We start from the raw sequence: 26,475 nt of genomic DNA, 5'->3' as shown, positions 1-26,475 counted from the left end.
TTGGTTTGTCGAAACAATGTTCAGTTTTCAAAGGTCTACCTAAGTGATTACCGAAGCAATCAACTTAATCATCATATCATGTCGTCAAAACCATGTCAACATCTTTTTTTAACTTCCTGAATATTTATTCAACATTTCGGAATGTCTAGAAAACGTTTGAATCACGCTTTGACAACATAAATCATTCTATCAGTTGCTGTTTAACTCGTCAAGCACAAATTTCAAATTTGTATGACTATTCAATAACTTGTTATTTATGCATCAGTCGTCTCAAACAGCAACAGGTAATATCTTATCAATCATCTCCCCATTGGTCAAGTATAAATCGCAAGAAAATAAAAAAAGAATCCAGAATGTCTTCTGAACCCTTTTAACACCTATTCAAAGCTTATGAATTTGCCCGATCAGTAAACCGTCTGACGGGGGCCTGCCGTTCACGAGCGGCAACCTTCGCCACAAAATCATCCAGTATCTGCATCATGACCTGTTCTTCTGTCGCATCCGTCAGTGCAACCTTAGTTCGTGCAGCGTGCGGAATACCCTTCAAGTAATACGCAACCTGATTACGGAAGTCCATGGGTCCCTCTTCTGGTCCCTTAGCCAAACAAAGTTGATGCAGATGTTCCTTGGCCAAGGTTACCTTTTCCAGGACGGTCGGCTCAGGCAGAAGTTCCCCCGTTTCCAGGTACCGATTGATCCGTTGCAGTAACCACGGATTACCCATCACCGCACGCCCAATCATTACCGCATCGGCACCCACGTCATCGAGCATGCGCTTAGCGTCTTCCGGCGTGCGTACATCACCATTCCCCATAAAGGGAACCGTCAGTGCCTGGGCCACCTGTCGCAAGATATCCCAGTCTGCCTGTCCTTGATACATTTGCTTACGCGTCCGGCCGTGCATCGCAATAGCGGATGCCCCGGCACTCTCGGCAGCCAATGCATTTTCAACCGCATAGACGTGATGGCTGTCCCAGCCCGTTCGCATCTTGACGGTCACGGGCTTATCAACTGCCGCAACAACAGCAGCCACCATGCTGTGGACCTTCTCTGGATCTAGCAGCCACTTGGCCCCAGCATCCGTATTAACGACCTTGTTCACGGGACACCCCATATTGATATCAATGATATCTGCGGGCGTCTGCTGGTCAACGTACCGTGCCGCCTGGACCAACGTCTCCTGCGTTCCACCAAAAATCTGAATACTCATGGGATGTTCCTGAGGATCGACTGCCATCATCTGCAAGGTCCGCTGATTATGGTAGTGGATGCCCTGACCGGAAATCATCTCACATTCGACCAAACCGGCCCCAAACGCTTTACAGATCCGGCGGAAGGCCACATTCGTGACACCAGCCATCGGCGCCACAACCACGCGGTTAGGAATCACCACGTTACCAATCTTCCACGACATGGCGACCTCCTACTTGGCTTGTGCTTCAGTCAGGATCTGTCGGAGATCATCCTCAGAGAATTGGTACTTCTTCCCACAGAAATGACAAACAGCCTCGGCACCATGATCCTCGGTAATCATTTCTTGAAGCGCATCAGGCTGAATAGCGGCCAAAGATTTGGCAAACCGATCCTTAGAACAATCACACTTGAACCCAACCGGCATCTTTTGTAAGATCTTGACCTTCTCGTCTGGGAAGAGTAACTGTAAAATATCTTCTGGCTTTTGGCCGTCCAGCAGTAATTCGGAGACCATTGGCATTTCCTTGATCCGGTTTTCTAAACGGGAAATAGCCTCATCAGAAGCGCCCGGCATCACCTGAATCATGAAGCCACCGGCCACCTTAACTGTGTTGTTGGGTTGAACAAAGACGGAAACTCCCACGGCACTGGGAATCTGTTCCGATTTAGCCAAGTAATAGGTAAAGTCTTCGCCCAGTTCACCGGAAATCAACGGCACCTGTCCCGTGTAAGGTTGGCCCAGTCCCTGATCCTTGGTCACGGTCATCATGCCTTGAACCCCCACGGCCTTCTTCACATCAATCTTGTGCTTTGCGTTCAGTGGCAGACTGACGTGAGGGTACATGAGGTACCCCTTCACGGTCCCATCTGCATTGCCGTCAGCCACAATCGCACCAACGGGGCCGTGACCGTCAACCTTGACCGTCAACTTTTCTTTCCCTTTAAGCAGCGATGTTGATAACAACATCGTCCCAATCAACGTCCGCCCCAAAGCCGCAGTGGCTGAACTCCACGTGTCATGACGTTGCTGTGCTTCCGCAACGGTCTCCGTGGCATCTACCACGTAAGCCCGAAACATCCCATCATCAATCAAACTTTTTACTAAATAATCTGCCATTAAATATAAACGTCCTTTCGTTGCACTTTATCATGCCCTACATTACCAGAAAGTTCGGAATTTGCAAAGATAGGCGTTCCCGATTTCTCAGCGTATCAAAGCCGCAATTGCTTGTTGCCCCACCGCCAACGACCAAAGACGACTAACCCTACCCGCCATTGCACCGATTAAACCCATTCTAGTCACGAAAAGGTCCGAGACAATCGTCCCGGACCTCACGTGTTTAAAAATTATTCGGAATGGTCGGACTCATCGTGATCGTCTGGCGCTGCCGAACTAGCTGCTGAGCTAGCAGGTTCCGCTTCAGATGAAGTTTCACTTGAGGCGCTCGAAGCCAACTTCGCTTCAGTTGAAGCTTGACGTTCTGCTTCGCGGCGTTCAAGTTCACGCTTAGACTCTTCGAAAGTTGCCGCCTTTTCGCTAGGAAATTCGTCATTGTTGTCCTTTTCAGGCATCTTCCCGGTGTTAAACAAGCTGAGAATTTGCTTTTCGTCCAACGTTTCGTATTTCAGCAAGGCATCCGCAATAATCTTGTGTTCTGCTTTGTGTTCCTCCAAGATCTTCCGGGCAGTATCATGTGCTTCCCCGATGATCCGGCGAACTTCACTATCAATTAAGTTAGCGGTATGTTCTGAGTAAGTTGGTTGACCGGTATAGCCAGCCCCTGCAAATGGTTGCCCGCCAGCACTTTCCAGTGCGACAGTCCCCAGTGCATCACTCATCCCATACTGGGTAACCATGGAACGGGCAATTTGCGTTGCCTGCTCAAAGTCATTGGAGGCACCGGATGATTCGGAGTGGAAGATTAACTCTTCAGCCGTCCGACCACCCATTAACCCGGCAATCTGTTCCATGGCATCCTTCTTGGACATCAGCATCTGATCTTCACGAGGCAACATGATGGCGTAACCGCCAGCACGGCCACGAGGGACAATGGTTACCTTGTGGACCACGCGGGCATCGTTTAAGACCAACCCCACGATCGTGTGTCCAGCTTCATGGTATGCCACCGTCTTGCGTTCTTCAGGACTGATAACCCGATCCTTCTTAGCAGGCCCAGCGATCACGCGATCTTCAGCTTCATCTAAGTCAGAAGCATCGATCTGCGTCTTGTTACGCCGTGCAGCTAATAAGGCCGCTTCGTTCAAGAGGTTTTCCAAATCGGCACCCACGAAACCTGGGGTCTGCTTGGAAATTTCCTTTAAATCAACATCGTTGGCTAAAGGCTTGTTCTTGGCGTGAACCTTCAGAATCGCTTCACGACCCTTAACATCAGGCCGACCCACGAGAATCTTCCGGTCAAACCGACCTGGCCGCAGTAAGGCGGGGTCCAACACATCGGAACGGTTAGTGGCGGCCATCACAATGACGCCTTCACTCCCCGTAAACCCGTCCATTTCAACCAGCAATTGGTTCAACGTTTGTTCACGTTCATCGTGGCCACCGCCCATGCCGGCACCCCGTTGACGACCAACCGCATCAATTTCATCAATGAAGATGATGGAAGGTGCGGCCTTCTTGGCCTGTTCAAACAGATCCCGAACACGACTAGCCCCGACACCGACGAACATTTCCACGAAATCTGAACCAGAAATCGAGAAGAATGGTACCGCCGCTTCACCAGCAACGGCCTTCGCCAGCAACGTTTTACCAGTACCAGGAGGACCCTCCAGCAAGACACCAGATGGTATCCGGGCACCTAATGAAACAAACTTACGCGGATTCTTCAAGAACTCAACCACTTCAACAAGTTCTTGCTTTTCTTCTTCCTCACCGGCAACGTCAGCAAAGCGAACCTTGTTCTCTTTACTGTCGGCTGGTTTGGCCTTGCTCTTCCCAAAGTTCATGACACGGCCATTGCCGCCACCTTGGCCAGCTTGACCCATCATCATGTAGAAGAAGAAGAAGAAAATAACTAGTGGCGCAACGTAGACTAATAAATTAATCCAGAAGCCACTCGACTCTTCCGCTTTGGTGTTCATTTTAACATTGTGATCCTTGGCAACCTTATCAATCTCAGAAACCGTCGAATTATTGGTTAAGACTTGGGTGCTGAAGCTAGTCACAGCTGTGCTCTGTGAGCCGCCGAGACTAAAGCCGGTGTTTGTGGTCCGCTTTTGTGCGTTCCGATATTCCCCGGTAATCTTGTAAACTCCCCCGGAAGGTTGAATGGAGAATTTCTTGATCTTATTCGCGTTCAAATCTTTAACGAATTGACTCGATTGGATTTCTTGGGTTTGTGAGCTGTTGCCGTTACCATTGAATAGGTAAACCACACCAATGATCAACAAGAAAATCACAATGTAAAACAGACTATTACGGAACAGTCCATTTCGTCGATTATTCATGTCGTGCCTCCTTACTCACAGTTCCCAGCCTTCACATAGGAACGAAATTTAGAGCATAATGCCCCTTGACTAAATAAGATGTTATCACAATTGACTATCATTGACTAATTATTTATCTGAATAAACGGATGGCTTCAAAACACCAACATACGGGAGATTCCGATATTTTTCTTCGTAGTCCAAACCGTAACCAACCACGAACTCACTTGGGACGTTAAACCCAACGTAATCGGCCTTCGCTTCAACGACCCGGCCACTTGGCTTGTCCATCAGTGTGCAGACCCGAATAGAGTTGGCTTTACGATCCTTCAGAAGGTCCTCAAGGTACTTCAACGTCCGACCCGTGTCGATAATATCTTCTACTAAGATAATGTCGCGCCCGGCAACGTCCGTATCCAAGTCCTTCAATAACCGAATGGTCCCGGATGAAGCGGTTCCCCCGTTGTAGCTAGAGACATCGATGAAGTCAATCGTTGCATAGATATCCATATCGCGGATAACATCCGTCATAAACAGGATAGCACCCTTTAGGACACAAATGATTAATGGCGTCTTATCACGGTAATCTTCTGAAAGTTGCGTACCTAACCGTTTGCAGGCCGCTGCAATGTCTTCCTCACTATAAAGGACCTTTAAAATATCGTTATTCATGCTGTTCCCCTTTCGCCTATTCATGCTGTAATTTGATGTGATAGTAACTTGTGTGCGCGCGTCGTGGCTGAACTGACCACTTCACACCTAACGCCGCAATGACTTCGTCTTGAGCCGTCACCAGCACGGGCACGGTCGCCCGCTGATCGCGAGGTACCTTGGCATTGATCAACGCCCGCCGAACCGTCTGATGATGTCCATTCGCCAACCGCAAGCGATCCGTCGCCTGCCAAGACCGTACCCGTAACGGGAATTGGTCGGCAGATAACGCAACGACTTCGTTCGCCGCCAAATCATCGTGAGCGTCAGTGGTGAAGCAGCCAAGTTGCCAGCCATTTCCCAACGTTCGCCATTGGTTTAATACTACCATAAAACTAAAAACTTCCTCGGAATTTTGCCGGAAATTTTTCAATTGCTTGAACGTAACCGTTTCATACGCTTTATAGAGGCACCACCCAGCGCCCAAATCTACGGTGCCCGTAGGCCGTTGGTCATTACTTAGGAGCTGTAAGCATTCCTGTAACACGGCATTCCCCGTTGCGAGTGCTGGATCGGTCATTTTGATCAAACGCCGCAATAACAGGCGTTGCAGGTCAGCTGCCTCCGCCAGAAAACTAGGCGTGTCAACGGTTAGTGGCTGCCATTGCCGAACAATCGGCTTTAATCGTGCCGTTACACCTTGATCGGCCACCTTAAGAATGGTTTGCAACTGCGCTGCGTAGTCCAGCAAGTGCTGATCCACCTGGGGATTCTCCCGGCGAAGGGCCGGTAAAATCTGCAAACGCAGCCGATTACGACTCGCAGTTAGTTCGCGATTCGTCACATCCTCAAACCAGGGAATCTGCCGCTGCTGGGCGTACGTGCGCAACTGTTGCTTGGTAAACGGCAACAACGGCCGAATCAGCCGACCACCGTGAAAGTCCCGCGTTGCGGCCATCCCCGTCAGCTGGTCAAGCTGTCCACCCCGAATCAGTTTAAAAAGGATGGTCTCCGCTTGCTCGTCAGACTGATGGGCCGTCGCAATCCAGTCCGCATGTTGCGCACTGAGCTGCTCCGCAAAGAATGTATAGCGAAACTGACGTGCGGCTTCCTCAATGCCGTGATCCGGCTGCTGGTCACGCGGCCAAACCATCGTGACTAACGGGATCTGATGCTGCGCGCACCATTGCTTGAGAAAGGCCGCTTCCGTCTGACTCTGCTCACGCAGCTGATGATTAACGTGAACCACCGTCATCTGTGGACGCTGAGCCACCGGTAACTGGGCAAACAACGTCAGAAGCACCATTGAATCGACCCCCGTCGAAACCGCAATTAAACCGTGTTGTTGGGGATTATTCCAGCCATACCGCTGACAGTTGCGTTGAAAGTCCGTCTCCAGTGACACTGTGGTCCCCTCTCTTCCCTACATCTACATGACCGTCAGTGAATCATCACAACCCCAAATGGTTATGAAAAAGGGCCGCAACAAGTGCGGTCCTCTTCACCTTGATGGCCCGTTAGTCTTTGGACTAACTGCGCCGACCGCCACGGCCGCCACGCTTGCCTTCAGTGTTACGTTTGATTGTTGCCAACCGGTCCTCACTTTGCTTCAAGAACCCTGACATCATGTCGTCAAAATTTTCTTTATGGGGAGCCGTATGATGGCCCGCAAATCGACCATTAGCTGAGCTATGGTGTGGTCGGGAACCGTTATTTTCAAACCGCCGACCGTGGCCATGACTTTCGCCACCACGACTGGCATTATTCCCACCAGCATGATGTTCTTCATGATCCCGGTGTTCATTGTGACTGTGATGGGGCCGGTCACCAGCCGGATGATCCGTCGCTTTGCGAATTGACAAACCAATCTTCCCATCATTACCAACAGTTAAAACCTTAACTGTTACTTCGTCACCGACAGACAAAACGTCATGAATATCCTTAACGTAGCCGTCAGAAATCTCACTAATGTGCACCAACCCGGTCTTGTGGTCGCCTAAATCAACAAATGCACCAAAGTTCGTAATCCCGGAGACCTTTCCGGTAACTTTAGCTCCAACCTCGATTGCCATAAAAAAGAAGTTCCTCCTTAAAATAAGTGCTTTCAGTATAACACAATTCCACGAAATTCCACACGCTAAACCCTAAAAAGACAGTCCATTAATCAATTTTCCTTACCCGTTGCGAATACCGCCAGATTAACGCTTAGGCGCCTTATCCATTTAAAAATCCACTGATTCATAGGCTCACCTAGCTGTAAAACCAGTGACGGGCGTCCTTATTTTCGACCAACTACCGATCCCTTCAGCTGGTCACATCCCCCTGGATAGCAGAAAATCCGTCAGTTCTAGCCGAACCAACGGATTTTTCCATTTGACCTATTTAACGGTGACGTCACTCGCATGATCGCCGGGGAGACTATAGATCGTTTCCCCTGACTTCGAGTAGTAATACTTCGAGCGAATCAGTCGTCCCAAATAATCTTTGTTATTTAACTGCTTAATCTGCAACTGCAGTTTATGATTTGTGGCTTTGGTTGACGCCAGCTTTTGCTTGCTGGTGGTCACCTCGCCCTGAACGTGATGGAGACTGGCATTGGTCCGAACCAGCTGAATACCCAACACAATGGCAAAGACCGCAAAAACAGCCAAAATCCGCGTTGCTCTGCGCATCCGCCGCTTGCCTAACCATTGATGCCGATGGGCCGTTGCCTGTTGGTGATCCAGCCGCCGGGTATAGTCATTTTCTAAACGTTCGATTTTTGCCGGTTTCGGTTTTACGTCAGCCATCTTCCACTCACTCCTCAGTTTTCACCAGATAGTTTAACTTGAGTATAGCAAGTTTCAAATTGCCCGTCTAGCACGTTTAGCATAATGTAAAACATTCGTCATATTTAACCGAATTTTCTACTGCTCCTGCCGGAAATCTTGGGCATAGTCTTCCTTAACAATGGTGTACATCCGTTCGGCGTCATCCTTCTTGGTTGTTTCCAACAATTCATTAACTTTCACTGTTAACGTTTTGTTACCGAACTTAATAACCAACTCATCATTCGTCACAACGTCGCTAGAAGACTTGGCAACCTTGCCGTTGATTGAGATACGACCCTTGTCCGCAATTTCCTTGGCGACTGAACGCCGTTTGATAATCCGTGAAACCTTCAAATATTTATCTAATCGCATATTATTTTCCTCCGTGTTGACTAAGTTGTTGCCATAATCTTAACACATTCTCACCGTGGGGAATGGCCAACCACTCTCGAACCGACAAGAGTTGCCAACGCAGGGCCAGTCCAATGAAGATTAAACCGCCCACGGGAATGGTCACTAATAGTCCGCCGCCAATCGCTAATCGGCTGGTCATGAGGGCCGGCCACCAGTGTTCCAGGATGCCCACGGTCAGCTGAACGCCAAATACCATCAAAATCGTACAGGCCAGTAGAATCCGAATGTACGGTTTCGTCCAGATACCCGTGCGCAGTGTCGCTTCTGAACCATACCAGATCACCAGGAACATGACCCCCAAGCTCAGCACCGTTAACCAGCTAGCGCCCGTCGCACCAAAACTGCGAACGGCCCACTGATTAACCACGACTTTCACGAGCAAGCCAGCGGCCAACGCCACTACCGTGAGTCGGTACTGATCCTGGCTCTGCAAGACACTGTTGTACGTCTGAATCAGGGTCGCCAGGATAATACTGAGCATGTAGACGCTCAACATGCCCGAGCCCTGAGTATCCCCAAACAGAAGACGATTGATCCACGGCATCAAGGCAATCAGCCCCGCCGTAGCCGCAACCGCCACCATCAGGGCAATCCGCATCATCGTGGTCGTCAAGCGTTTAAACGTCTCCGGTCGCCGCTCCTGCTGAGCCGCGGTCAGGGCCGGCAAGAGCGAGGTCGCAAAGGCCACTGCCACCACCAAGCCCAGTTGGACCAGTGGTTGGGCCCGGTCATAAATTCCCTTGAGGCTCTTCGCGGCTAAGTCACCCATGCCGCCCGCCACCAGACCATTCTTCACGGTAAACGAGTCGACCAATTGCAGGAGAACCAACATCGCCGTAAGGAGACACAGTGTCCCCCCTTCAATCAACAGTCGACGCCCGAGGTGTGGCACCTTAGCCGCCGGGATCGTCCCACGTTGACGCCAGCGCGGCAAGACCAGTAACGCAGCTATTGCCGCAATTGTCCCACCGCTTAACGCCCAGGTGCCCATCGCATAAACTGACCAGTCATGACTGGTGGCCCAACCGGCGGCAGCTAGAATAACCACAACCCGAACCAATTGCTCAACCACCTGTGAACGCGCAGTCGGCAGCATTTGAAAGCGTCCCTGGTGATAGCCGCGTCCCACCGACAACGCCGGCATGAAGAGAAACATCCACGCGACCATCTGAATCAGTGGCGCCAGGTGACGATCGCCCATGCCACGCGCTAAACTGGGAGCACCCAACATGAGCCCCGCGAAGATAACAATCGCTAGGCCCCACAACCAGTGGTAGACCTGCCGTGCCACTTGTTGCTGACTCGGCAAGTCCGGTGCCTCCGCGACCAGTTTGGAGATGAATACGGGCAACCCACTCAAAGCAAAGGTCATCCCAATCCCATAGAGCGGGTAGACCTGTTGATACACGTAGAACCCGGTGTTACCGACCATGTTCTGAAAGGGCACTCGGTACACGGCGCTTAACAGCTTCGCAATAAACGCCGCGATGGAAAGAATCAGGGCGCCTTGCAGGGTCTTATTCACGTTGCGGTTCCCCATCGATTCTCCCCCTTTGTTTGTGATTCTTCTTTTCCGAAACGCCTATCGTTATTTTCGCCTGCAGCTGCCAGCAATTACGCCTGCTGTGGGGACCGGCGAAAGCCTAAGAAGCGGTCTTTCGCCTCGACTTGAAGCCTCGCAAAAGACACGAGTCTCCAAGTACGTCCCGTGATATGGGTTAGCACCCCGTGCCAACCCATATCACCACCACGGCTGGCTCCATTGCTGGCATCCTCCGGCTAAGGGAGATGTCCCACCAAAAGAACTCACGCGAATTTGCTACCGCAAAACCAAGCGCTACATAGAAATGCTCTCACACGTGCAAGAGCCGTCCAATTCTGGTCAGCCAAGAGGCAGGAAATACAACCATTTCCGACTACTTCTCATCCGCCTTGGGCTTCGTGGTTTCCAACACAATGTCGCGCAGGGCCGCCATGAATTGTTGCAGTTGTGGCAGCCAGTCTTTGACCGTCATCTTCGGTTGCAAGACCAGCTTGACGTGGAGCCGATCATCATTGATCGCCACCGTGGCCTTCAGTTTCGTTGCGGACAGCGCCTTGAAGACATCCTGACCACCCAGAATATCGGTCCCTTGTTTGGAAATCGTAACAAAGACATCCCCGTTGACGCGCCGAATCTTGTCAACCAAAGCCAGGTCAGCAGCCAACTTCAATTGGCCAATCGTCAACAGTTGGGCCACACTCTCTGGGTATTCGCCAAAGCGGTCAATCAGGTCAGCCTCAATTTCACTAACCTCATCGTCACTCTCCAATTGACGAATCCGTTTGTACATTTCAATTTTCTGTTGTTCATCCTCAATGTAGTCGCTTGGCAGGTAGGCTTCGACACCCAACTCAACCGTGGTATCGCTCTTCGGCTGGGTCTTCTTCCCCCGCTTCTTCGCAACCGCATCACTTAACATTTGCGTATAGAGATCATACCCCACGGAATTAATGAAGCCGTGTTGTTGTTTACCCAACAAGTTACCGGCTCCCCGAATGGATAAGTCCCGCATGGCAATCTTGAAACCGGAACCCAACTCGGTAAAGTCCTTGATGGCTTCTAATCGTTTCTCACTGACTTCCGTCAAGACCTTGTTCGGCTTGTACGTGAAGTAGGCATAGGCCACCCGGTTACTCCGACCGATCCGTCCCCGCAATTGGTACAGCTGAGACAGACCCATCCGGTCCGCATTTTCCACAAATAATGTGTTGGCGTTGGGAATATCAATCCCCGTTTCAATGATGGTCGTGGTGACCAACACATCGTAGTCGCCCCGCAAGAAGTCAAAGAGAACCCCTTCCAGTTGGGCTTCGGTCATCTTACCGTGAATGTAGCCGACCCGCGCCTCGGGAACCAGCGCTTGGATCTGACTGACGGTCTTTTCAATATCGTCCACCCGATTGTGCAGGTAGAAGACTTGCCCGCCCCGTTGCATTTCACGTCGAATACCATCCTGAATGGCCCCGGCATTTTGTTCCATGACGTAGGTCTGAATCGGAAAACGGTTTGCCGGTGGCGTTTCAATCACGGAGAGGTCCCGAACCCCCAACATAGACATGTGCAGGGTCCGGGGGATTGGCGTGGCGGTCAACGTCAAGACGTCCACGTTGGCCTTTAACTGCTTCAACCGTTCCTTATGCTTAACACCGAATCGTTGTTCCTCATCGACCAGCACCAGCCCCAGGTTCTTGAACTTCACATCCTGTGACAGGAGACGGTGCGTCCCCACCACGATGTCCAGTTGGCCGCTCTCGAGATCCGCAATCGACTGATGAATCTGCTTGGTAGTCCGGAACCGCGAGAACATTTCCACGTTGATCGGATAGCCCTCGAAACGGTTCACCATGGTGTCGTAATGTTGTTGCGCCAAAATCGTGGTCGGTACCAGAAAGGCCACCTGTTTTCCTGCCTCAACGGCTTTAAAAGCCGCCCGCAAGGCCACTTCGGTCTTCCCATAACCCACGTCCCCAACCAATAAGCGGTCCATGGGACGGGCCTTTTCCATATCGTGCTTGACTTCATCGATCGTTCGGAGCTGATCGGGCGTCTCGGCGTACGGAAAGTCATTTTCGAAGTCCGTCTGGAGACTGTCATCCTTAGGAAAGGCATAGCCCTTCTCGGCCGCACGCTTAGCATACAGGTCGACCAACTCATCGGCGATATCCTCAATCTTGGCGGCAACCTTGCTCTTGGTCTTCACCCACTCGGAACCACCCAATTTGTTGATCCGCGGCTTCTTATCTTCAGAGGAAACGTACTTTTGAATCAGGTTCAGCTGCGTGACTGGAATAAAGAGTTGCGCGTTGTCCTGATAGTCGATGGTCATGTAGTCCTGATGGACCCCATCGACGGTCAACGTCTGCATCCCGATAAACTTCCCAATCCCGTGGTTGACGTGCACCACGTAATCGCCCGGTTTCAGGTCCGTGTAGCTCTTCAACCGTTCCGCGTTAGCCATCGTCTGCCGCCGGGGCCGCTTCTTCGTGACCTTCTGGAACATCTCGGCTTCCGTAATCACGACCAGATTGGCCTCGGGAAGTTCAAACCCGGTTCGCAGGCGTTCTGGCACCAGCTGATTCAACCCGTTCTGAAGATTTTCTTCTTTGGTCAAAACCGCTTGAATCTCGAAATCATCCAGGGTTTCCTCAATCTTCGCTAGGCGTTCTTCGTCTTGAACCAACAGCACCACGGTCTGTTTTTGCTTATGCCAGCGGTCGATCTCGGTCTTCATCACCGGAAGCTGACCAAAGAACTGTTGCATCGCCCGCGTAGCAATGTTGGTGACCGCCTGAAAACGCAGGTTACCCATGCCCTTCTGGAACAGCGCCAACATAATCTGTGCGTGACGGTCCTGTTTGAGGATGGGCCGTAGCTCACCACCAAACGTCTGCTGCGCAAAGATTTGATGGTGGGTTAATTTATCCGTCGCCCAGTTGGCCTCGTCCTCGAGTAACTGGCGTTCGCCATCCTGAAGACGCGAATAGTCCCCGAACAACGCCAAACCATCATCTGGTAAATAGTCCAGTAGTTGGTGATGTTCCGGGAATAGATAGTCAGCAAACTCCATCAGTTGGGGATCAACGGACCCCTTCCGCAAGCCATCGATCAGGGGTTTCACCTGATTGGTTAGCGTCGTTGCGGCCTCTTCATCCAATTTGGCCGTCTGCTTGGTCAGCTCGGCTGTCAGGGCGTCGGCCCCTGCATCCCGCTCAGCTGCCGTTAAAATAAAATCGGTGGCCGGCAGAATCTCAACGGTATCAACGTTCTCAATGCTTCGTTGCGTTGCCGGATCGAAGTAGCGGAGCGAATCGACCTCGGTATCGAAGAAGTCCAGTCGAACGGGGTAATCCGCAGCCAACGGATAAATGTCGACAATGGATCCCCGCACGGCAAAGTCACCGGGCCCCGCCACTAACTTCTGGTGGGTGTACCCCATGCCAAAGAGCCGTTGCTGCAGGCTTTCCAGGTCGAACTCATCCCCGACCTTGACGTTAAACCGTGCCCCAGCAAAGTTGGCAGGCGCTGGCAAGAAGCGCCGTAACCCGGACAGTGCCGTGACGATCACGACGGGACGTTCACTCTGCAGTGCTCGCAGCGCATCAATCCGTGAGGACCGATACTCTGGTGAGCTGGTGGCAACTTCAGCCGCCAATAATTCTTCTACAGGGAAGTCGAAGAGCTCATCTTCATCTAATAAATTCGCCAAATCATCCACGAGCTGCCCCGCATGATACAGGGTGTCCGTCACGTAGACAATCGAGCGCTGTTGTTCGTGGAGCAGACTGGCAATGAACAACGTCTCGGCGGAACCATTAAGTCCGGTCACCAATTGGCGTTGTCCCATACCCAGCGTTTGACGGATTGTCGCGTACGCCGGCGTCTGCGTCATAAATGCTTCTAAATTCACGAGATAACTTCCTCTTCTTAGTTGTACTTATTCATTAACTGAGTGAATGCCGTACCACCCAACCAATCATCCAATGCGGCCACGGCCTTGTCTGCGGATTGATTGAAGAGTGGTTGCTGTTCGGTCGTGAACTTGGTCAAAACATAGTCCACAACGGACATTTTTTGGGGATGACCGGTACCGACCCGAAGCCGCTTGAAGTCCTTGCTGGAGACGTGGGCGATGATGCTCTTAATGCCGTTATGCCCGCCAGCAGAGCCGTGGTCCCGCAACCGAATGTGGCCCACGGGTAAGTCCATGTCATCGTGAACGACGAAGACATCGTCCAAGTCAATTTTGAAATAGTTCATTAATGGGTGCACGGCCCGGCCCGATTCATTCATGAAGGTTGTGGGTTTCACCACCAGCACCTTTTCACCATTGACGACACCGGTGCCGTAACGGGCATCCATCTTACGCGTTGTCAGGTCGATGCCATGTTGCTTGGCAAATTCATCAACGACCATAAACCCGGTGTTGTGCCGAGTACCATCATATTGGGGACCAATATTACCTAAACCAACGATCATTTTCATGCTTACTAATTTCTCCCTCTTTATTCACCATTCATTATCTAGCTGACTCGTAGCCTGGTTCTCACGGGTCCTGCAACACATGCTCGTGGGAAAAACACCCTTACCGGCTTCCCGCACAGCTTAATCTGCTCCTATCATAAAGGACCACCCCTAATACTCACAAGGGGCCGCCGCAATGTTAGAGAATAATTAAGCTTACGACCAGGTTACAGCCGAGTCTTGTAACTGCTACAAGCTGACTAACACCCCACAAACCGTTGGGGCACCCAATGGTGATGTCCCTCAAGGTGGGCGAGATACAAAATAGCTGGACGGGAGTCTTCCCGTTCAGCTGGCGCTAATCACACTTACAGATCTAAATTCACACCCCTGAGTATAGCATAGTCCCCTTACTACTGCACCGATTCCGCCCCTAGGTGAAGCGTTTCACTAAAAGAAAGCGCTGTTTTCACAAATTTTCAAGTCGGGCCGTGGTCGCACCGTTCTTAACATGTTATACTTGCAATTGGGTATTTCTGCGTACCTTGATGTCAAAAATTTATTAGGAGATGAATGGATTTGACTACTAAAAACCATCAAAAAGTCGTTCTCGTTGGTGACGGGGCCGTTGGCTCTTCATACGCTTACTCAATGATGAACCAAGGTTTAGCTGAAGAATTCGTAATTGTGGATGTTATTAAAGATAGAACTGCAGGAGACGCCTTAGACCTTGAAGATGCTCAAGTCTTCACTGCCCCTAAGAAAGTCTACTCCGGTGACTACTCTGATTGCGCCGACGCTGACGTCGTTGTTATCACTGCTGGTGCCCCACAAAAGCCAGGCGAGACCCGTTTGGACTTAGTTAACAAGAACTTAAAGATCTTGTCTTCAATCGTTAAGCCCGTTGTTGATTCTGGTTTCGATGGTATCTTCGTGGTTGCTGCTAACCCAGTTGACATCTTAACTTACGCTACTTGGAAGTTCTCAGGCTTCCCAAAGGAAAAGGTTATCGGCTCAGGGACTTCTTTGGACACGGCTCGTTTACGCGTTGCTTTGGCTAAGAAGTTCAACGTTGACCCACGGAACGTGGACGCCTACATCATGGGTGAACACGGTGACTCCGAATTCGCCGCTTACGACGAAGCTACGATCGGTTCTAAGCCTTTGAAGGCCATCGCCAAGGAACAAGGCGTGACTGACGACGACTTAGCTAAGATCGAAGACGACACGCGGAACAAGGCTTACGAAATCATCAACAAGAAGGGTGCCACTTTCTACGGTGTTGCAACCTGCTTGATGCGGATTACCAAAGCGATCTTGCGTGACGAAAACGCCGTATTACCTATCGGCGCTGCTTTAGACGGCGAATATGGTTTGAACGATGTCTTCATCGGTACACCAGCCGTTATCAACGGTAGTGGTTTGGCTAGCGTCATTGAAGTTCCATTATCCGACAAGGAAAAGGACTTAATGGCTAAGTCAGCTGCAACCTTGAAGCAAGTTACCAAGGACGGTTTAGCTGCCCTCAAGTAATTCAACTGTTTAAAATAAGGTCGTCGTTCCTGCAGGAGCGGCGGCTTTTTTTGTGCCACCCTCTGTGCCCTCTTGGCTACGATCAGGCAGTTTTCGAAAAAATGGCTCGAAAAATTGCGTGCTCGATTTTTTAGCATTTTAGTCAGTCCATGCCCCCTGTTGCAGTGCTTAAACCCGACAGAATATGTCTAAAATGGCAAAACACAAGGTGGTCTTCCCTTTATCAGCTCCTATTCCGAACCAGCAAAGCGGTGATCTTGTCGTGAGAAAATGGCTGTACACCAGTTTTTCGCCCAATTAACGTCGCCAATTTTGTGATTCCCACCAAGGGTAAAGCCTTTTATCCCCACAACCATCGATACCAATAATCTTAAATATTAACATCAGAAAATTAATTTCTTAGGAAAGCGCTAACATCCAGGCAACGCGATTGTCATTTAAGGTAGTTTGAAGTAAGCTAGGTTTATGCTAGTACGTGATCGTTAAGGATGACGACTTTCCTTCCACTGGCTTATTTTAGGAGGTCACTACCAATGAAAAAGAGAACAGGCTTCATAATCGGCATCGTGACCGCAATCGTCGCGGTCGGTGCGATTTACGTAGGCCAAGCGTATCATTATTCCTCAGCCAAGGTATTCTTCAAGGATACCGAGATTGCTGGGGTCAACGTCGGTGGCAGTACCGCCGACCAAGCGGCAACGAAGCTTAAATCCGCGCTGAAGAATCAGCAATTAACGTTGCAGGATGGCAGCAAGACCGTTGCCACCTTCAAGACCCAAAAGGTCAACTTGAAGGTGACGTCTAAAGCCGCCCTGCAGCAGCTCATTGCCAAACAAAACGTTTGGTCCTGGCCCGTCCACGTGACGACAGCCACGGCCGATAGCATCGCGCTGAACGCGAGCGATGCTAATCAACAAAGCATTAAGACGTTAGCGGCAACGATCGCCACTAAGGCGAACAAGACCCGGACTGCCGCCAAGAGCGCCACGTTCACCTACAAGGATGGACAATACGAGGTGACCAAGGAACAAGCCGGGAATCAGCTGGATGCTGACAAGGTTGCCACATCCATTACCAATGCTATTGAAAAAGGGCACACCACGGTTAACGTTTCGAAAGACTACGCTAAGCCCGCGGTTACCACTAAGAGTGCAAGTTTTAAAGCGGCCAAAGACAAGGCCGCGGCCATTACGAAGGAAAGTTACGTCTACAAGTTAAGTGGTCACAAGATTACCATCCCCGCAGCTACTTTAGCCAGTTGGTTGACGATGAAGGATGGCAAGTTAACGACCGACAACACGGCCATCAAGACTTACTTAACGAAGCTTAGCAGTAAGTATGGCACCATCAACAAGACCCGGACCTTCAAGTCCACCAAGCGGGGCACGGTCAAGGTCAAAGCCGGACTCTATGGTTGGAGCATCAAGGTTAAGTCCGAAACCCCTGCCCTCAGCAAGCTGGTCTTAGCCGGCAAGGGGATGTCGCGGACTCCTGTGATCCATGGGAGTGGCTACCACAATAACGGTACCGACATCGGCAAATCCTACGTGGAAGTCGACAAGGTCAACCAGCACATGTGGGTCTACAAGAATGGCAAGCTCGTGGTTTCAACGGACGTTGTGACAGGCTTGCCAACGACCGCCCATCACACCCCCGATGGTGTCTGGGTGATCTGGAGCAAGCAACGGAACACAACCTTACGTGGTCAAAACGACAACGGGTCCAGCTATGCTTCCAAAGTTAAATTCTGGATGCCGATTGACGACACCGGCGTTGGGATTCATGATTCGCCATGGCAACCTGAGTATGGGGGTACCTGGTACAAGAATCACGGTTCACATGGCTGTGTCAACACGCCACCTGCCAAGATCAAGTCAGTTTACGAAAATGTCAGTGTCGGCACACCCGTCATTGTCTTCTAATGAATTTCTAAAAAAGTCACGTTTCCCTAGATTTTGGGGAACGCGACTTTTTATTTATTCTTTCATAAACCCTTCCAGTTCTCACTTTCTTTAGGAAAACTTTCTCCCGTTTTCACCAAAAAGAGCTACCATTTTCGGGGGGAACTATGGTATTATTAAAGGAGATTATTAGAAGTTTCTAATTTTTAGGAGGTCACTGCTATGCTGCTAAAATCCCTAGTGAAACCGAAAGAACGGTTAGTTACGGTTCGCGAGGACGTCACCCTGGAACAAGCCCTGAAAGTCTTGGAAGACTCGGGCTATCGGTGTGTGCCGATCCTGGATGAAACCGGACAGATCTTCCGGGGAAATATCTATAAGATGCATATTTATCGCCATAAGTCTCGGGGCGGCGACATGCAGCTCCCGGTGACGTCACTCTTGAAGAACGCCACGAAGTTCATTTCAGTTAATGCTGCCTTCTTTAACGTCTTCTTCTCCATCAAGGATTTACCTTACATTGCCGTGTTAGATGACAAGAATGCCTTTTATGGTATCCTGACACATACGCGGTTGATGGACATGTTATCCCAATCTTGGAATGTGAACATCGGCAGTTACGTGATCACCGTGGTCTCTGCCGGTGAACGCGGAGACTTGGCCGGTATGGCTAAAATCATCACGAAGTATACATCCATCGCCAGTGTCATCAGCCTGGACGCTCAGGAAGGCGAATTGGTTCACCGGACCATGTTCACCCTGCCCGCTGAAGTGGATGAAGAAAAGCTCGATCGTATCGTCAAGGCCTTGGAACGCAAGGAATTCCACGTTCCTGAAATTGAAGACCTACGTCACGAAAGCTAATGCTAGAGAAATGGGTCGGTTCACCTTAATGGGTGAGCCGATTTTTTGTTAGTCAATACGTTACTAGCTTTCCTACAGCTTTCAGCGATCTTACAGGCGGTGGGACTATCTGTGGTTTGAAATACGATCCTTCGGGGACGGCTGACGGCCAATTGACATTGGGATACAACAAACCAGAAGCCGTGAGTGAACCAAATTTGGGCTCAGCAGTGGGATTTACCAAGCAATCTGCTTGGTAAATGGCGTCTTTGAGACGAAGATTTTCCGGCTCAAAGCGAGAGGAAAGACCGCACTTTGGCTTTCCTCGTCCTGCCCACCGCGTTCCAGCCCAAATTTGGCGAACGGTAAGGCGGCCATCCCATACCTCCTGTGACACAGAAGAAAAATCGAAAACAAAAAAGTCCAGAACAAAAAGTCCTGAACCTAACTGCCACTAATTATGCTATGTAGTGCGGGTGTTGCTTCGATTCCGCTTTTTCTTCGACTTATCCACCAAGCCCACGCTGGTTGCTAACGCAGCATCGACTGCTGCCATGGTTTTGACATCCAAGTGGGTGACCTGATCCTTCAACCGTTGTTTATCAATCGTCCGGATCTGTTCAAGCAAAATGACGGAATCCCGCTCAATGCCGGTTCGATCCGCCGAAATCCCCACATGAGTAGGCATCTTAGGCTTTTCGATCCGAGCGGTGATTGCCGCCACAATTACGGTTGGACTGTAATGGTTCCCCACGTTGTTTTGGATGATCAGGACGGGACGCATGCCCCCCTGTTCCGAACCAACGACTGGTGATAGGTCGGCGAAAAAGACATCACCGCGTTTGACTTCAACACGGGCCATGGGCCGCCATCCCCTATCTACTTATTCTTATTTTTTATTGTTGTGTTCTCCGAAACTTCGTGAGCCGTCGCTCGGCTTCTTCCTCACACGGCGTAAACAGCCGAGCAATATCCTGGTTGATAAGGGCCATCGCTTGGTATCCGGCAATTAACGCAAGTTTATCAGCTGCAGCTGACCGCAACGGTACCAACGCTTGGCGCCGGACCCTCTTGGAAATGTGTAACCGTAAAGCTGGTCGGTCTAATTGCTTTGTACGGATCATGATTCCCCTCCTAGATAACGTTATTCATCTCGACTCATATAGTTTACCACGAATCGCGAAACCTGGACACTATAACCCGCGTAATTATTTAATTCCGGTACTGCCGAGGGAGCCGCCCCGTAAAGCCACAGGCAATCTCGTAATGAATGGTGTCACAGTAATCCGCAACGTCTTGCAACGTAATTTCGGCGCCGTGATCTTGACCCACTAGCGTGACTGTTGTCCCCCGCGAATAGTCATGGGGTAAACGCACCATAATCTGATCCATGCAGACCCGTCCGATAATTTCACAAGCCTGACCATCAACCAGGACGTGGAAGCCCTGCAAACGCCGTTCATAACCATCTGCGTAACCGATCGGAACGGTTCCGACCCATTCGTCTTGACTAGCGGTATAGGTGGCCCCATACCCAACGGAATCGCCCGCCGAAATATGTTTACTAAAGACCAACTCACTCGTCAAACTTAAAGCAGGTTGTAAGGGATACGGTGGTTTGATCGCCGTACCGGAAGGATTGAGACCATACCCGGAAACCCCGAACCGAACCATGTTGTCATTACATGCCGCATGCCAGAGACTCGTAGCCGAGTTGGACACGTGCACGTAGCGTGGGCGAACCGGTAGATCATCCGTGAGAGCATGCCACTTGGCCACCTGTTGCTTAAAGTAGTGGTCATCGGGACTGTCGGCCGTTGAGAAGTGCGTAAAGATCCCCTCAAAGTCCAACGCTGCGTGATCTCCTAAGAAATCAATGGCTTCGGTTAATTCCGGAACCGTCCGAAAACCAATCCGACCCATCCCAGTATCAAGCCCTAAATGAACGTGCAGGGGTGCTGAGAGCGTCTCCGCAAGGTCCAAATAGTGTTGCGCATCAACAAGCCAGTCCGTCGCCGCAACCGTCGCAGAGATTCCCTCAGCCGCCATTAACGGCGCATCAGCAGGCGACGTGACCCCTAAAATCAGGATGGGTTCATTAAACCCCGCCGCCCGTAATTCCAATGCCTCATCCAAAATAGCGACACAAAAACCAGTGGCTCCTGCATCCTTGGCCGCTTGTGCCACCTGCACTGCTCCGTGACCGTAGCCATTGGCCTTAACCACCATAAATAACGCACAACCTTGATCTAACCGTTCAACTTCCGCATGAATATTGTGTCGCAACGCAGCCCGATCAATGACCAATTGTGTCGGACGATGTACCCCAACTACCATGACGCTTACCCTCTTTCTAAAATGACCTGAGTCATGACCACGGTATCCGTGTGTGAAATCGACACGTGGGCAATCCCCGCGAAGGGTTGCCGTAACACAACGGGCTGGCCCGCAGCGTTATCGCGAATCTCAATATCCTGAAACCCTACGGCCCGGCCAATACCAGTCCCCATCGCTTTACTGTAGGATTCCTTGGCAGACCACCGCCCAGCGATAAATTCGACTGCTCGTGCACCGCTAAGTTGGCGATAATCGGTCAATTCATCGGGCGTTAAAACCCGCTGCAAAAACTGTGGTTGTTTCGCCACAACCGCTTTCACACGTGCCAAATCAGTAATATCGATACCCGTTCCGTAGATCATGAGGTCACCTCTCCATAATGTCTAGGTTATATTTTAGCACAGCCCTGGTAAATTAACCCCCAATACTTAACCGGTTTGGGAAAACGTAAACTAATCTAAAACTGTCTCTAATTCCCCGCGTCCTTACTCAGAATAGCGGGTTTCCGGTTTGGACCGCCCACCAAAAATGCCGGCGGGTACCACCACGACTGGTAGCCCTCCGGCATCGTAAAGCTTTAACTTTTCCCCCAAACCACGATTACTGCTGGACGGACTCTCTGATCCGGAGCTGTGCCGCAATTGGGCTGCGCGTTGGCATCGCATCAGCCGGGAGCACCTCGACCTGCCCACCACGTTGAGAGACGACCAACGCCAGGTCGTTGTACAAGTTATTCTGCCGGCTCAGACGCGTTGCCGTCATCACGTCACCACGTTCCGTTAAATGCCCCGCCTGAAAAGCATCGTCCTGAATCCACAGTTTGGCTAACTGCCCCTGCACGGCCGCCGTTGCCAGTGCCCCGAGATCCTGCACCACCTGATTCTGTTGGCGGACCTTATTGTAGGCATCTTGTCGAATCTGGGTGGCCTGGACGTGGCGTTGGTCGTTCACGCCGACCATTAACGCCACGAGTGTCTGGTTCGCTGCCGCCAAGTTGGGGGTCTGCACGACCCGCACGTTGGCATCTAAATAAGCATTCTGCGAAAGCTTACGGAAGTTCCCCTGATTCTTAGCGCCAGCCACCAGGATGAGGGGCACCTGATCAGCATTGGAGAACTGCTGGCTCACATAGGCATCCACCGCCATAAAGTAATTCCGTTGATCGGCAGATTTGCTGGCATCCAGCGTACCTGTCCCGCTGTAATGCGTGCTATCCCCGGCGGACCGTTGCCACCGTCCACGATCCCGCAGCTCACTACCCAGCGCCTTCTCTAAGGTATTCGGCGCATCAACGGGTAGATTGACCAATTCAGGTCGCCCACCGCGAACTTGTGCAACCTCGAAGCCCTGGCTGTCCAGCAGCAGAAGATCATAATCGCTAGTGGTATCCCGCGACTGTAAGATAGGCAACACATTGGGTTGGTACGTCACCGTCACGGTGGGGGCCACCGCCGTATGCAGCCAGTAATGGTAACTGTCCGTGGCCCCCGCCATAATCAGCAAGCCCCGGGCACTTCCATTGGTTAACGGGCCATGCTCATACGGTGCAAAGGACGCCTCATAGGTCGCCCAATTTCGCTGCGGCGCCACACTTTCCAGTTGTTGTTTGCCTTGCTTGAGTAAGCTATTGAACTGGGTCCGATCAGTGGTTGGCACCCCGGTAACGGGTAATGTCATGGTAACAAATGGTCCTGGCTTCGTTGCGAGTGCTGAAGCAGCGTGTAAGTCAAAGTAATTGGCCATAGTTGTAACCTCCGTGGTTGGTTGACTGTGGGATGGACGATTTGATTAATAAGTTTTCTCATATCATTTCAATAAGCAAATAATAGCATATTGGGTATTCAAACGCAACAGAAAATATATGCTCATAAATTGATTTGTGGGGTGATTAGTTTTAGGAACGTTGTGTTGTGGCGAAGAAAGCGCCTGCTGGAGCAACCCTTTTCAATCGAGATTTTCGTCCGTCCCGCCCGCATTGTCGCGGGTTTTGTCATTTTCTTCGCGGGATTTTTCTGCAAAATTTGGCTACCGTCTGCCCCAGCTGTCGACCGCAATTCGCGGGGGGCAGTCGTTTACAATTTACCCGATTGTGACCAGCGAGCACCGTTCGCCCCCTAAAATTTAGGCCAAAAGAAAAAGCAACTCGGGGTCTGCCTAACCCAGAGTTGCTTCCTTCTAATCAATTAACTTAATTTAGTCTTTTTTCCGAATGGTGAACCCACGGCCACCTTCAGAACGCCGACCACCGTTGTTGCTGTGACGATTGCGATCGCCACCGTGGTTACGTGAGTCATGGTTACGTGAATCATGACCGTGACCACGTTCGCCGCCATTACCGCGACGATCTTGACGATGACGGTAACCACCGCCGTTGCCACCGCGACGATTGCCACCACCATGATGGTAGCCGCCACCGCCGTGACGCTTGCCACCACGCTTAGGTAATGGCCGTTCTGGTGTAATCTTAACGGGTACTTGGTTGTTGTTGTCCTTGGTTAAGTCGTTCAACAGAGCGGCAACCAGGTCTTCAGCATCGTATTGGGCTAATAGGCTTTCAGCCGTCTTAGCGTACTTTTCAGTATCCGTCTTGTTAATCAGGTCAGCGATCGTTTCCTTAGCTGCACCCAATTGACTAACCAGAGCTTCTTCATCCGAAGGTGGCTTCAAAGGAAGCATCCGCACCTTCGTCAGCTTTTCGATTTCACGCAGGTAGTCCATTTCGTTAGGCGTTACGAAAGTCATGGAAACCCCATGCTTCCCGGCACGACCGGTACGGCCGACACGGTGAACGTAACTATCTGGATCTTGCGGAATATCGTAGTTGTACACGTGGGTCACATCGTTGATGTCAATCCCACGGGCAGCCACGTCGGTTGCGACTAAGATGTCCAACTTACCGTGACGGAACTCGTTCATGATTTGGGTCCGACGCTTTTGCGTCAAGTCCCCATGAATCCCAGCGGCGTTATAACCACGCGCTTGTAATCCACTAGCGATTTCATCAACCCGACGCTTCGTCCGAGTGAAGACAATCGTCAAATCAGGGTCTTGAACGTCAAAGAACCGCGTCATCACATCGAATTTTTCGAAATCACGAGAACGGACGTAGAATTGATCGATCAAGTCGGTCGTTAATTCCTTGGCCTTAATCTTCACGTGCTTAGGGTCTTGCATGAATTGCACCCCAACCCGCTTGATTTCTGGTGGCATCGTTGCAGAGAAGAGCATCGTTTGACGCTTCTCTGGTAATTGCTTGATGATATCTTCAATGTCATCCAAGAAACCCATGTTTAACATTTCATCGGCTTCATCTAAGACTAACATTTGAACATGATCCAACTTCAAGGTGTGACGACGAATGTGGTCAAGTAAACGACCAGGCGTCCCAACAACGACTTGAGGGTGGTTCTTTAAGGATTTGATTTGCCGACGGATGTCAGCACCACCGTAAACAACTTGGACGTTTGCCCGTTCGTTCCGGCCTAATTTATAAATTTCTTCTTGGGTTTGAATGGCCAGTTCCCGTGTTGGGGAAACAACTAGCGCTTGTACGTTTTCGTTTTTCTTATCAATCTTTTCAAGGATTGGTAAAGCGAATGCCGCAGTCTTCCCTGTCCCGGTTTGGGCTTGTCCAATAACGTCTTGACCCGCCAAAACCATGGGGATTGTCTCGGCTTGAATTGGGGTCGCTTCTTCGTAACCTGCTGTCGTAACAGCCTTCAGTAGGTCTTCAGAAAGACCCAGTTCTTTAAACTTCAAAAATAATTTCCTCCTAATAGGTGCATCGCGCCAGTGCCTCATAAATCTTGGAAAAAATCCGTTTTCCGTGAAGCAGTTTATGATTGGCCAACGCGGGGTAAGTTTGTTTCTCTAAATAAGCAACTAAGCCATCATACAACGGTGAAACAAAATAAGCAACTCCCACGACTTGCGGGAATTGCTTATCTTTTTCATTATTTTTCATTGGAATCCTGTAATGCCGCCAATACTTGCTCCAAATGAATCCCGTGAGATCCCTTCAATAAAATCTGATCGGCATCAGTGAGCACATCCTGAAGCGCTGATGTAAGCGCTGGCAAGGCATCCGCGGCGAAATGGCTCACGGCTAGTTCTGGTTTTTCTGCCGCCAAACGCTGTTGCAAAGCCACCATATGCGGCCCCACCAGATAAACGTGACTGATCTTAGCGGGATCAATGGCGGCGGCCAAGCCGGCATGCATGGTGTCGGCTTGGGCCCCCAATTCCAACATATCCCCTAAAACCACGTAGCGCTTGCCGGTAACCGGCGTCTGCGAGAAGGCAGCCAGCACCTGCTTGACCGCTGTGGGGTTTGAGTTGTACACATCACTTAAGATATCCTCACCAGCAGCCCCTTTGAGCCATTCTGCGCGGTTCTCCGTCAGATTAACGGTGCCGAGTGCGCGCTGGGCATTCTCTGGCCGAATTCGGTAAACATTAGCCACTGACAGAGCCGCCAACGCATTGTTCACGTTATAAGTCCCGATCATTGGAATGGTGAAAGGCTTGTCTGGCCACAGATTGGTCGTAAAGGTCGTCGCCGTTGACGTTCCCGAAATCTCGGTGGCGTACAGATCATCCGTCTCCGCCTGACCAAAGGTGTGTTGCTGTAAGTTGAGGTCAGCCGTGCGTTCACGCAGGAGCGGTTCATCGCCGTTGTAGACCATAATCCCATCTTCACTGAGGCCGTGCGTAATCTCCATCTTGGCATCCGCAATCTTATCACGCGTGCCAAAGAATTCAATGTGGGCCTCACCAATCATGGTGATTACCGCGACATCTGGTGCCACCAGCTTGCTCAGAAAGTCCAATTGTCCGGGCCGATCCATGCCCATTTCCACAACCAACATTTCCGTGTTGGGTTCCATGGACAGAACCGTCATGGGCACGCCAATCTCATTGTTGAAGTTGGCATGCGTCTTGGTAACGTTGAACTGGGTCGCTAAGATGCTGGCAATCATGTCCTTAGTAGTCGTCTTACCATTGCTCCCAGTCACCGCAACCACTCGTGGATTGATCTTCGTCAAATAGTACTGGGCCAATTTTTGCAAGGCTTCCAGCGAATCCGCAACCTGAATAACTGGAAAATCGGCGGGGGCCGTGGCTAAATCACGGGCCCAGAGCGTGGCAGCAGCGCCATGGTCGATTGCCGACTGAATAAACTGATGACCGTCTTGTTCACCAGTCAACGGAATAAAGAGTCCTCCCGGCTGGAGGTGTCGACTGTCAAACGCCACACTCGTGACGCTGACATGACGCCATTGTTCGAAATCATTGATTGCTCCCACTGCGTGAGCAATTTCAGCAAGCTGCATCTTCATGTTTT

General features: G+C 50.8%; 23 protein-coding genes. 3 read left to right on the top strand and 20 right to left on the bottom strand.

Annotated elements, in window-relative coordinates; genetic code table 11:
• Positions 1-388: 388 nt before the first annotated feature.
• From dusB to pth, 11 genes are all read right to left on the bottom strand, one after another.
• Positions 389-1,414 carry a tRNA dihydrouridine synthase DusB gene (gene dusB, locus FD28_RS03940; RefSeq protein WP_057732813.1) on the bottom strand — a complete coding sequence of 342 codons (1,026 nt, stop codon included), beginning with the start codon at positions 1,412-1,414 and terminating at the stop codon, positions 389-391.
• Between the two features lie 9 nt (positions 1,415-1,423).
• The gene (hslO, locus tag FD28_RS03935) at positions 1,424-2,311 is read right to left on the bottom strand and encodes an Hsp33 family molecular chaperone HslO (RefSeq protein ID WP_057732811.1); all 888 of its coding nucleotides are present in this window, start codon (positions 2,309-2,311) and stop codon (positions 1,424-1,426) included.
• A gap of 230 nt (positions 2,312-2,541) precedes the next feature.
• Positions 2,542-4,659: an ATP-dependent zinc metalloprotease FtsH gene (ftsH, locus tag FD28_RS03930; protein WP_057732809.1), complete on the bottom strand. Its 2,118-nt coding sequence runs from the start codon at positions 4,657-4,659 to the stop codon at positions 2,542-2,544.
• A 108-nt stretch (positions 4,660-4,767) separates the two neighbouring features.
• Positions 4,768-5,310, bottom strand: a complete 543-nt coding sequence (hpt, locus tag FD28_RS03925) for a hypoxanthine phosphoribosyltransferase (RefSeq protein ID WP_057732807.1) — start codon at positions 5,308-5,310, stop codon at positions 4,768-4,770.
• A gap of 16 nt (positions 5,311-5,326) precedes the next feature.
• Positions 5,327-6,694 carry a tRNA lysidine(34) synthetase TilS gene (gene tilS, locus FD28_RS03920; RefSeq protein ID WP_057732805.1) on the bottom strand — a complete coding sequence of 456 codons (1,368 nt, stop codon included), beginning with the start codon at positions 6,692-6,694 and terminating at the stop codon, positions 5,327-5,329.
• 124 nt (positions 6,695-6,818) lie between these two features.
• On the bottom strand, positions 6,819-7,361 hold the full coding sequence (locus FD28_RS03915) for a S1 domain-containing RNA-binding protein (RefSeq protein WP_057732803.1): 543 nt from the start codon (positions 7,359-7,361) through the stop codon (positions 6,819-6,821).
• Positions 7,362-7,667: 306 nt separating this feature from the next.
• Positions 7,668-8,078: an FtsB family cell division protein gene (locus tag FD28_RS03910; protein WP_057732802.1), complete on the bottom strand. Its 411-nt coding sequence runs from the start codon at positions 8,076-8,078 to the stop codon at positions 7,668-7,670.
• 117 nt (positions 8,079-8,195) lie between these two features.
• A complete protein-coding gene (locus FD28_RS03905) occupies positions 8,196-8,471 on the bottom strand; it encodes an RNA-binding S4 domain-containing protein (protein WP_057732800.1) in 276 nt (91 codons plus the stop codon).
• A gap of 1 nt (position 8,472) precedes the next feature.
• Positions 8,473-10,053 carry a polysaccharide biosynthesis protein gene (locus FD28_RS03900; protein WP_057732798.1) on the bottom strand — a complete coding sequence of 527 codons (1,581 nt, stop codon included), beginning with the start codon at positions 10,051-10,053 and terminating at the stop codon, positions 8,473-8,475.
• Between the two features lie 376 nt (positions 10,054-10,429).
• Complete coding sequence (gene mfd / locus FD28_RS03895) at positions 10,430-13,963, bottom strand: transcription-repair coupling factor (protein WP_057732796.1); 3,534 nt, start codon at positions 13,961-13,963, stop codon at positions 10,430-10,432.
• 17 nt (positions 13,964-13,980) lie between these two features.
• A complete protein-coding gene (pth, locus tag FD28_RS03890) occupies positions 13,981-14,538 on the bottom strand; it encodes an aminoacyl-tRNA hydrolase (protein WP_057732794.1) in 558 nt (185 codons plus the stop codon).
• A 552-nt stretch (positions 14,539-15,090) separates the two neighbouring features.
• Between pth and FD28_RS03885 the strand changes: the two genes are divergently transcribed.
• The 3 genes from FD28_RS03885 (at position 15,091) to cbpA (ending at position 18,815) form a co-directional block, all read left to right on the top strand.
• Positions 15,091-16,050, top strand: a complete 960-nt coding sequence (locus tag FD28_RS03885) for an L-lactate dehydrogenase (RefSeq protein ID WP_057732791.1) — start codon at positions 15,091-15,093, stop codon at positions 16,048-16,050.
• Positions 16,051-16,583: 533 nt separating this feature from the next.
• The gene (locus FD28_RS03880; protein ID WP_057732789.1) at positions 16,584-17,972 is read left to right on the top strand and encodes a L,D-transpeptidase family protein; all 1,389 of its coding nucleotides are present in this window, start codon (positions 16,584-16,586) and stop codon (positions 17,970-17,972) included.
• 201 nt (positions 17,973-18,173) lie between these two features.
• Positions 18,174-18,815, top strand: a complete 642-nt coding sequence (cbpA, locus tag FD28_RS03875) for a cyclic di-AMP binding protein CbpA (protein WP_057732787.1) — start codon at positions 18,174-18,176, stop codon at positions 18,813-18,815.
• A gap of 216 nt (positions 18,816-19,031) precedes the next feature.
• Here cbpA and FD28_RS13200 read toward each other — a convergent pair whose 3' ends face one another.
• The 9 genes from FD28_RS13200 to FD28_RS03835 form a co-directional block, all read right to left on the bottom strand.
• Positions 19,032-19,172, bottom strand: coding sequence for a hypothetical protein (locus tag FD28_RS13200; RefSeq protein WP_157059835.1), 141 nt, complete (start codon positions 19,170-19,172; stop codon positions 19,032-19,034).
• Between the two features lie 85 nt (positions 19,173-19,257).
• Positions 19,258-19,656 (bottom strand): type II toxin-antitoxin system PemK/MazF family toxin, encoded by a 399-nt coding sequence (locus tag FD28_RS03870; RefSeq protein WP_057732785.1) that lies wholly within the window; start codon positions 19,654-19,656, stop codon positions 19,258-19,260.
• Positions 19,657-19,690: 34 nt separating this feature from the next.
• Positions 19,691-19,918, bottom strand: a complete 228-nt coding sequence (locus FD28_RS03865; RefSeq protein ID WP_057732783.1) for a hypothetical protein — start codon at positions 19,916-19,918, stop codon at positions 19,691-19,693.
• Positions 19,919-20,006: 88 nt separating this feature from the next.
• Positions 20,007-21,131: an alanine racemase gene (gene alr, locus FD28_RS03860; RefSeq protein WP_057732780.1), complete on the bottom strand. Its 1,125-nt coding sequence runs from the start codon at positions 21,129-21,131 to the stop codon at positions 20,007-20,009.
• A gap of 5 nt (positions 21,132-21,136) precedes the next feature.
• A complete protein-coding gene (acpS, locus tag FD28_RS03855) occupies positions 21,137-21,493 on the bottom strand; it encodes a holo-ACP synthase (RefSeq protein ID WP_057732778.1) in 357 nt (118 codons plus the stop codon).
• Between the two features lie 238 nt (positions 21,494-21,731).
• Positions 21,732-22,874, bottom strand: coding sequence for a baeRF6 domain-containing protein (locus FD28_RS03850; RefSeq protein ID WP_057732776.1), 1,143 nt, complete (start codon positions 22,872-22,874; stop codon positions 21,732-21,734).
• Positions 22,875-23,324: 450 nt separating this feature from the next.
• The gene (cshA, locus tag FD28_RS03845; protein WP_057732774.1) at positions 23,325-24,890 is read right to left on the bottom strand and encodes a degradosome RNA helicase CshA; all 1,566 of its coding nucleotides are present in this window, start codon (positions 24,888-24,890) and stop codon (positions 23,325-23,327) included.
• 13 nt (positions 24,891-24,903) lie between these two features.
• Positions 24,904-25,095, bottom strand: a complete 192-nt coding sequence (locus FD28_RS03840) for a hypothetical protein (protein WP_057732772.1) — start codon at positions 25,093-25,095, stop codon at positions 24,904-24,906.
• Positions 25,085-26,470 (bottom strand): UDP-N-acetylmuramoyl-tripeptide--D-alanyl-D-alanine ligase, encoded by a 1,386-nt coding sequence (locus FD28_RS03835; RefSeq protein WP_057732770.1) that lies wholly within the window; start codon positions 26,468-26,470, stop codon positions 25,085-25,087. Before FD28_RS03835 ends, FD28_RS03840 begins: the two co-directional genes overlap by 11 nt.
• Positions 26,471-26,475 lie beyond the last annotated feature (5 nt).

The sequence above is a fragment of the Levilactobacillus hammesii DSM 16381 genome, from assembly GCF_001434395.1.
In the GTDB taxonomy this organism is placed as follows: Bacteria; Bacillota; Bacilli; order Lactobacillales; family Lactobacillaceae; genus Levilactobacillus; species Levilactobacillus hammesii.
Note: the sequence above shows the minus strand (reverse complement) of the source record. Positions and strands in the feature narration are given on the sequence as shown.

Excerpts from the sequence above, each read along its gene's own strand:
- FD28_RS03905 (WP_057732800.1), bottom strand. The coding sequence starts at position 8,471 with ATGCGATTAGATAAATATTTGAAGGTTTCACGGATTATCAAACGGCGT.
- hpt (WP_057732807.1), bottom strand. The coding sequence starts at position 5,310 with ATGAATAACGATATTTTAAAGGTCCTTTATAGTGAGGAAGACATTGCA.
- FD28_RS03865 (WP_057732783.1), bottom strand. The coding sequence starts at position 19,918 with ATGATCCGTACAAAGCAATTAGACCGACCAGCTTTACGGTTACACATT.
- dusB (WP_057732813.1), bottom strand. The coding sequence starts at position 1,414 with ATGTCGTGGAAGATTGGTAACGTGGTGATTCCTAACCGCGTGGTTGTG.
- acpS (WP_057732778.1), bottom strand. The coding sequence starts at position 21,493 with ATGATCTACGGAACGGGTATCGATATTACTGATTTGGCACGTGTGAAA.
- FD28_RS13200 (WP_157059835.1), bottom strand. The coding sequence starts at position 19,172 with ATGGCCGCCTTACCGTTCGCCAAATTTGGGCTGGAACGCGGTGGGCAG.
- FD28_RS03880 (WP_057732789.1), top strand. The coding sequence starts at position 16,584 with ATGAAAAAGAGAACAGGCTTCATAATCGGCATCGTGACCGCAATCGTC.
- pth (WP_057732794.1), bottom strand. The coding sequence starts at position 14,538 with ATGAAAATGATCGTTGGTTTAGGTAATATTGGTCCCCAATATGATGGT.
- ftsH (WP_057732809.1), bottom strand. The coding sequence starts at position 4,659 with ATGAATAATCGACGAAATGGACTGTTCCGTAATAGTCTGTTTTACATT.
- FD28_RS03910 (WP_057732802.1), bottom strand. The coding sequence starts at position 8,078 with ATGGCTGACGTAAAACCGAAACCGGCAAAAATCGAACGTTTAGAAAAT.
- FD28_RS03870 (WP_057732785.1), bottom strand. The coding sequence starts at position 19,656 with ATGGCCCGTGTTGAAGTCAAACGCGGTGATGTCTTTTTCGCCGACCTA.
- FD28_RS03850 (WP_057732776.1), bottom strand. The coding sequence starts at position 22,874 with ATGGCCAATTACTTTGACTTACACGCTGCTTCAGCACTCGCAACGAAG.
- FD28_RS03885 (WP_057732791.1), top strand. The coding sequence starts at position 15,091 with ATGGATTTGACTACTAAAAACCATCAAAAAGTCGTTCTCGTTGGTGAC.
- FD28_RS03915 (WP_057732803.1), bottom strand. The coding sequence starts at position 7,361 with ATGGCAATCGAGGTTGGAGCTAAAGTTACCGGAAAGGTCTCCGGGATT.
- FD28_RS03835 (WP_057732770.1), bottom strand. The coding sequence starts at position 26,470 with ATGAAGATGCAGCTTGCTGAAATTGCTCACGCAGTGGGAGCAATCAAT.
- hslO (WP_057732811.1), bottom strand. The coding sequence starts at position 2,311 with ATGGCAGATTATTTAGTAAAAAGTTTGATTGATGATGGGATGTTTCGG.
- FD28_RS03900 (WP_057732798.1), bottom strand. The coding sequence starts at position 10,053 with ATGGGGAACCGCAACGTGAATAAGACCCTGCAAGGCGCCCTGATTCTT.
- FD28_RS03840 (WP_057732772.1), bottom strand. The coding sequence starts at position 25,095 with ATGAAAAATAATGAAAAAGATAAGCAATTCCCGCAAGTCGTGGGAGTT.
- alr (WP_057732780.1), bottom strand. The coding sequence starts at position 21,131 with ATGGTAGTTGGGGTACATCGTCCGACACAATTGGTCATTGATCGGGCT.
- cbpA (WP_057732787.1), top strand. The coding sequence starts at position 18,174 with ATGCTGCTAAAATCCCTAGTGAAACCGAAAGAACGGTTAGTTACGGTT.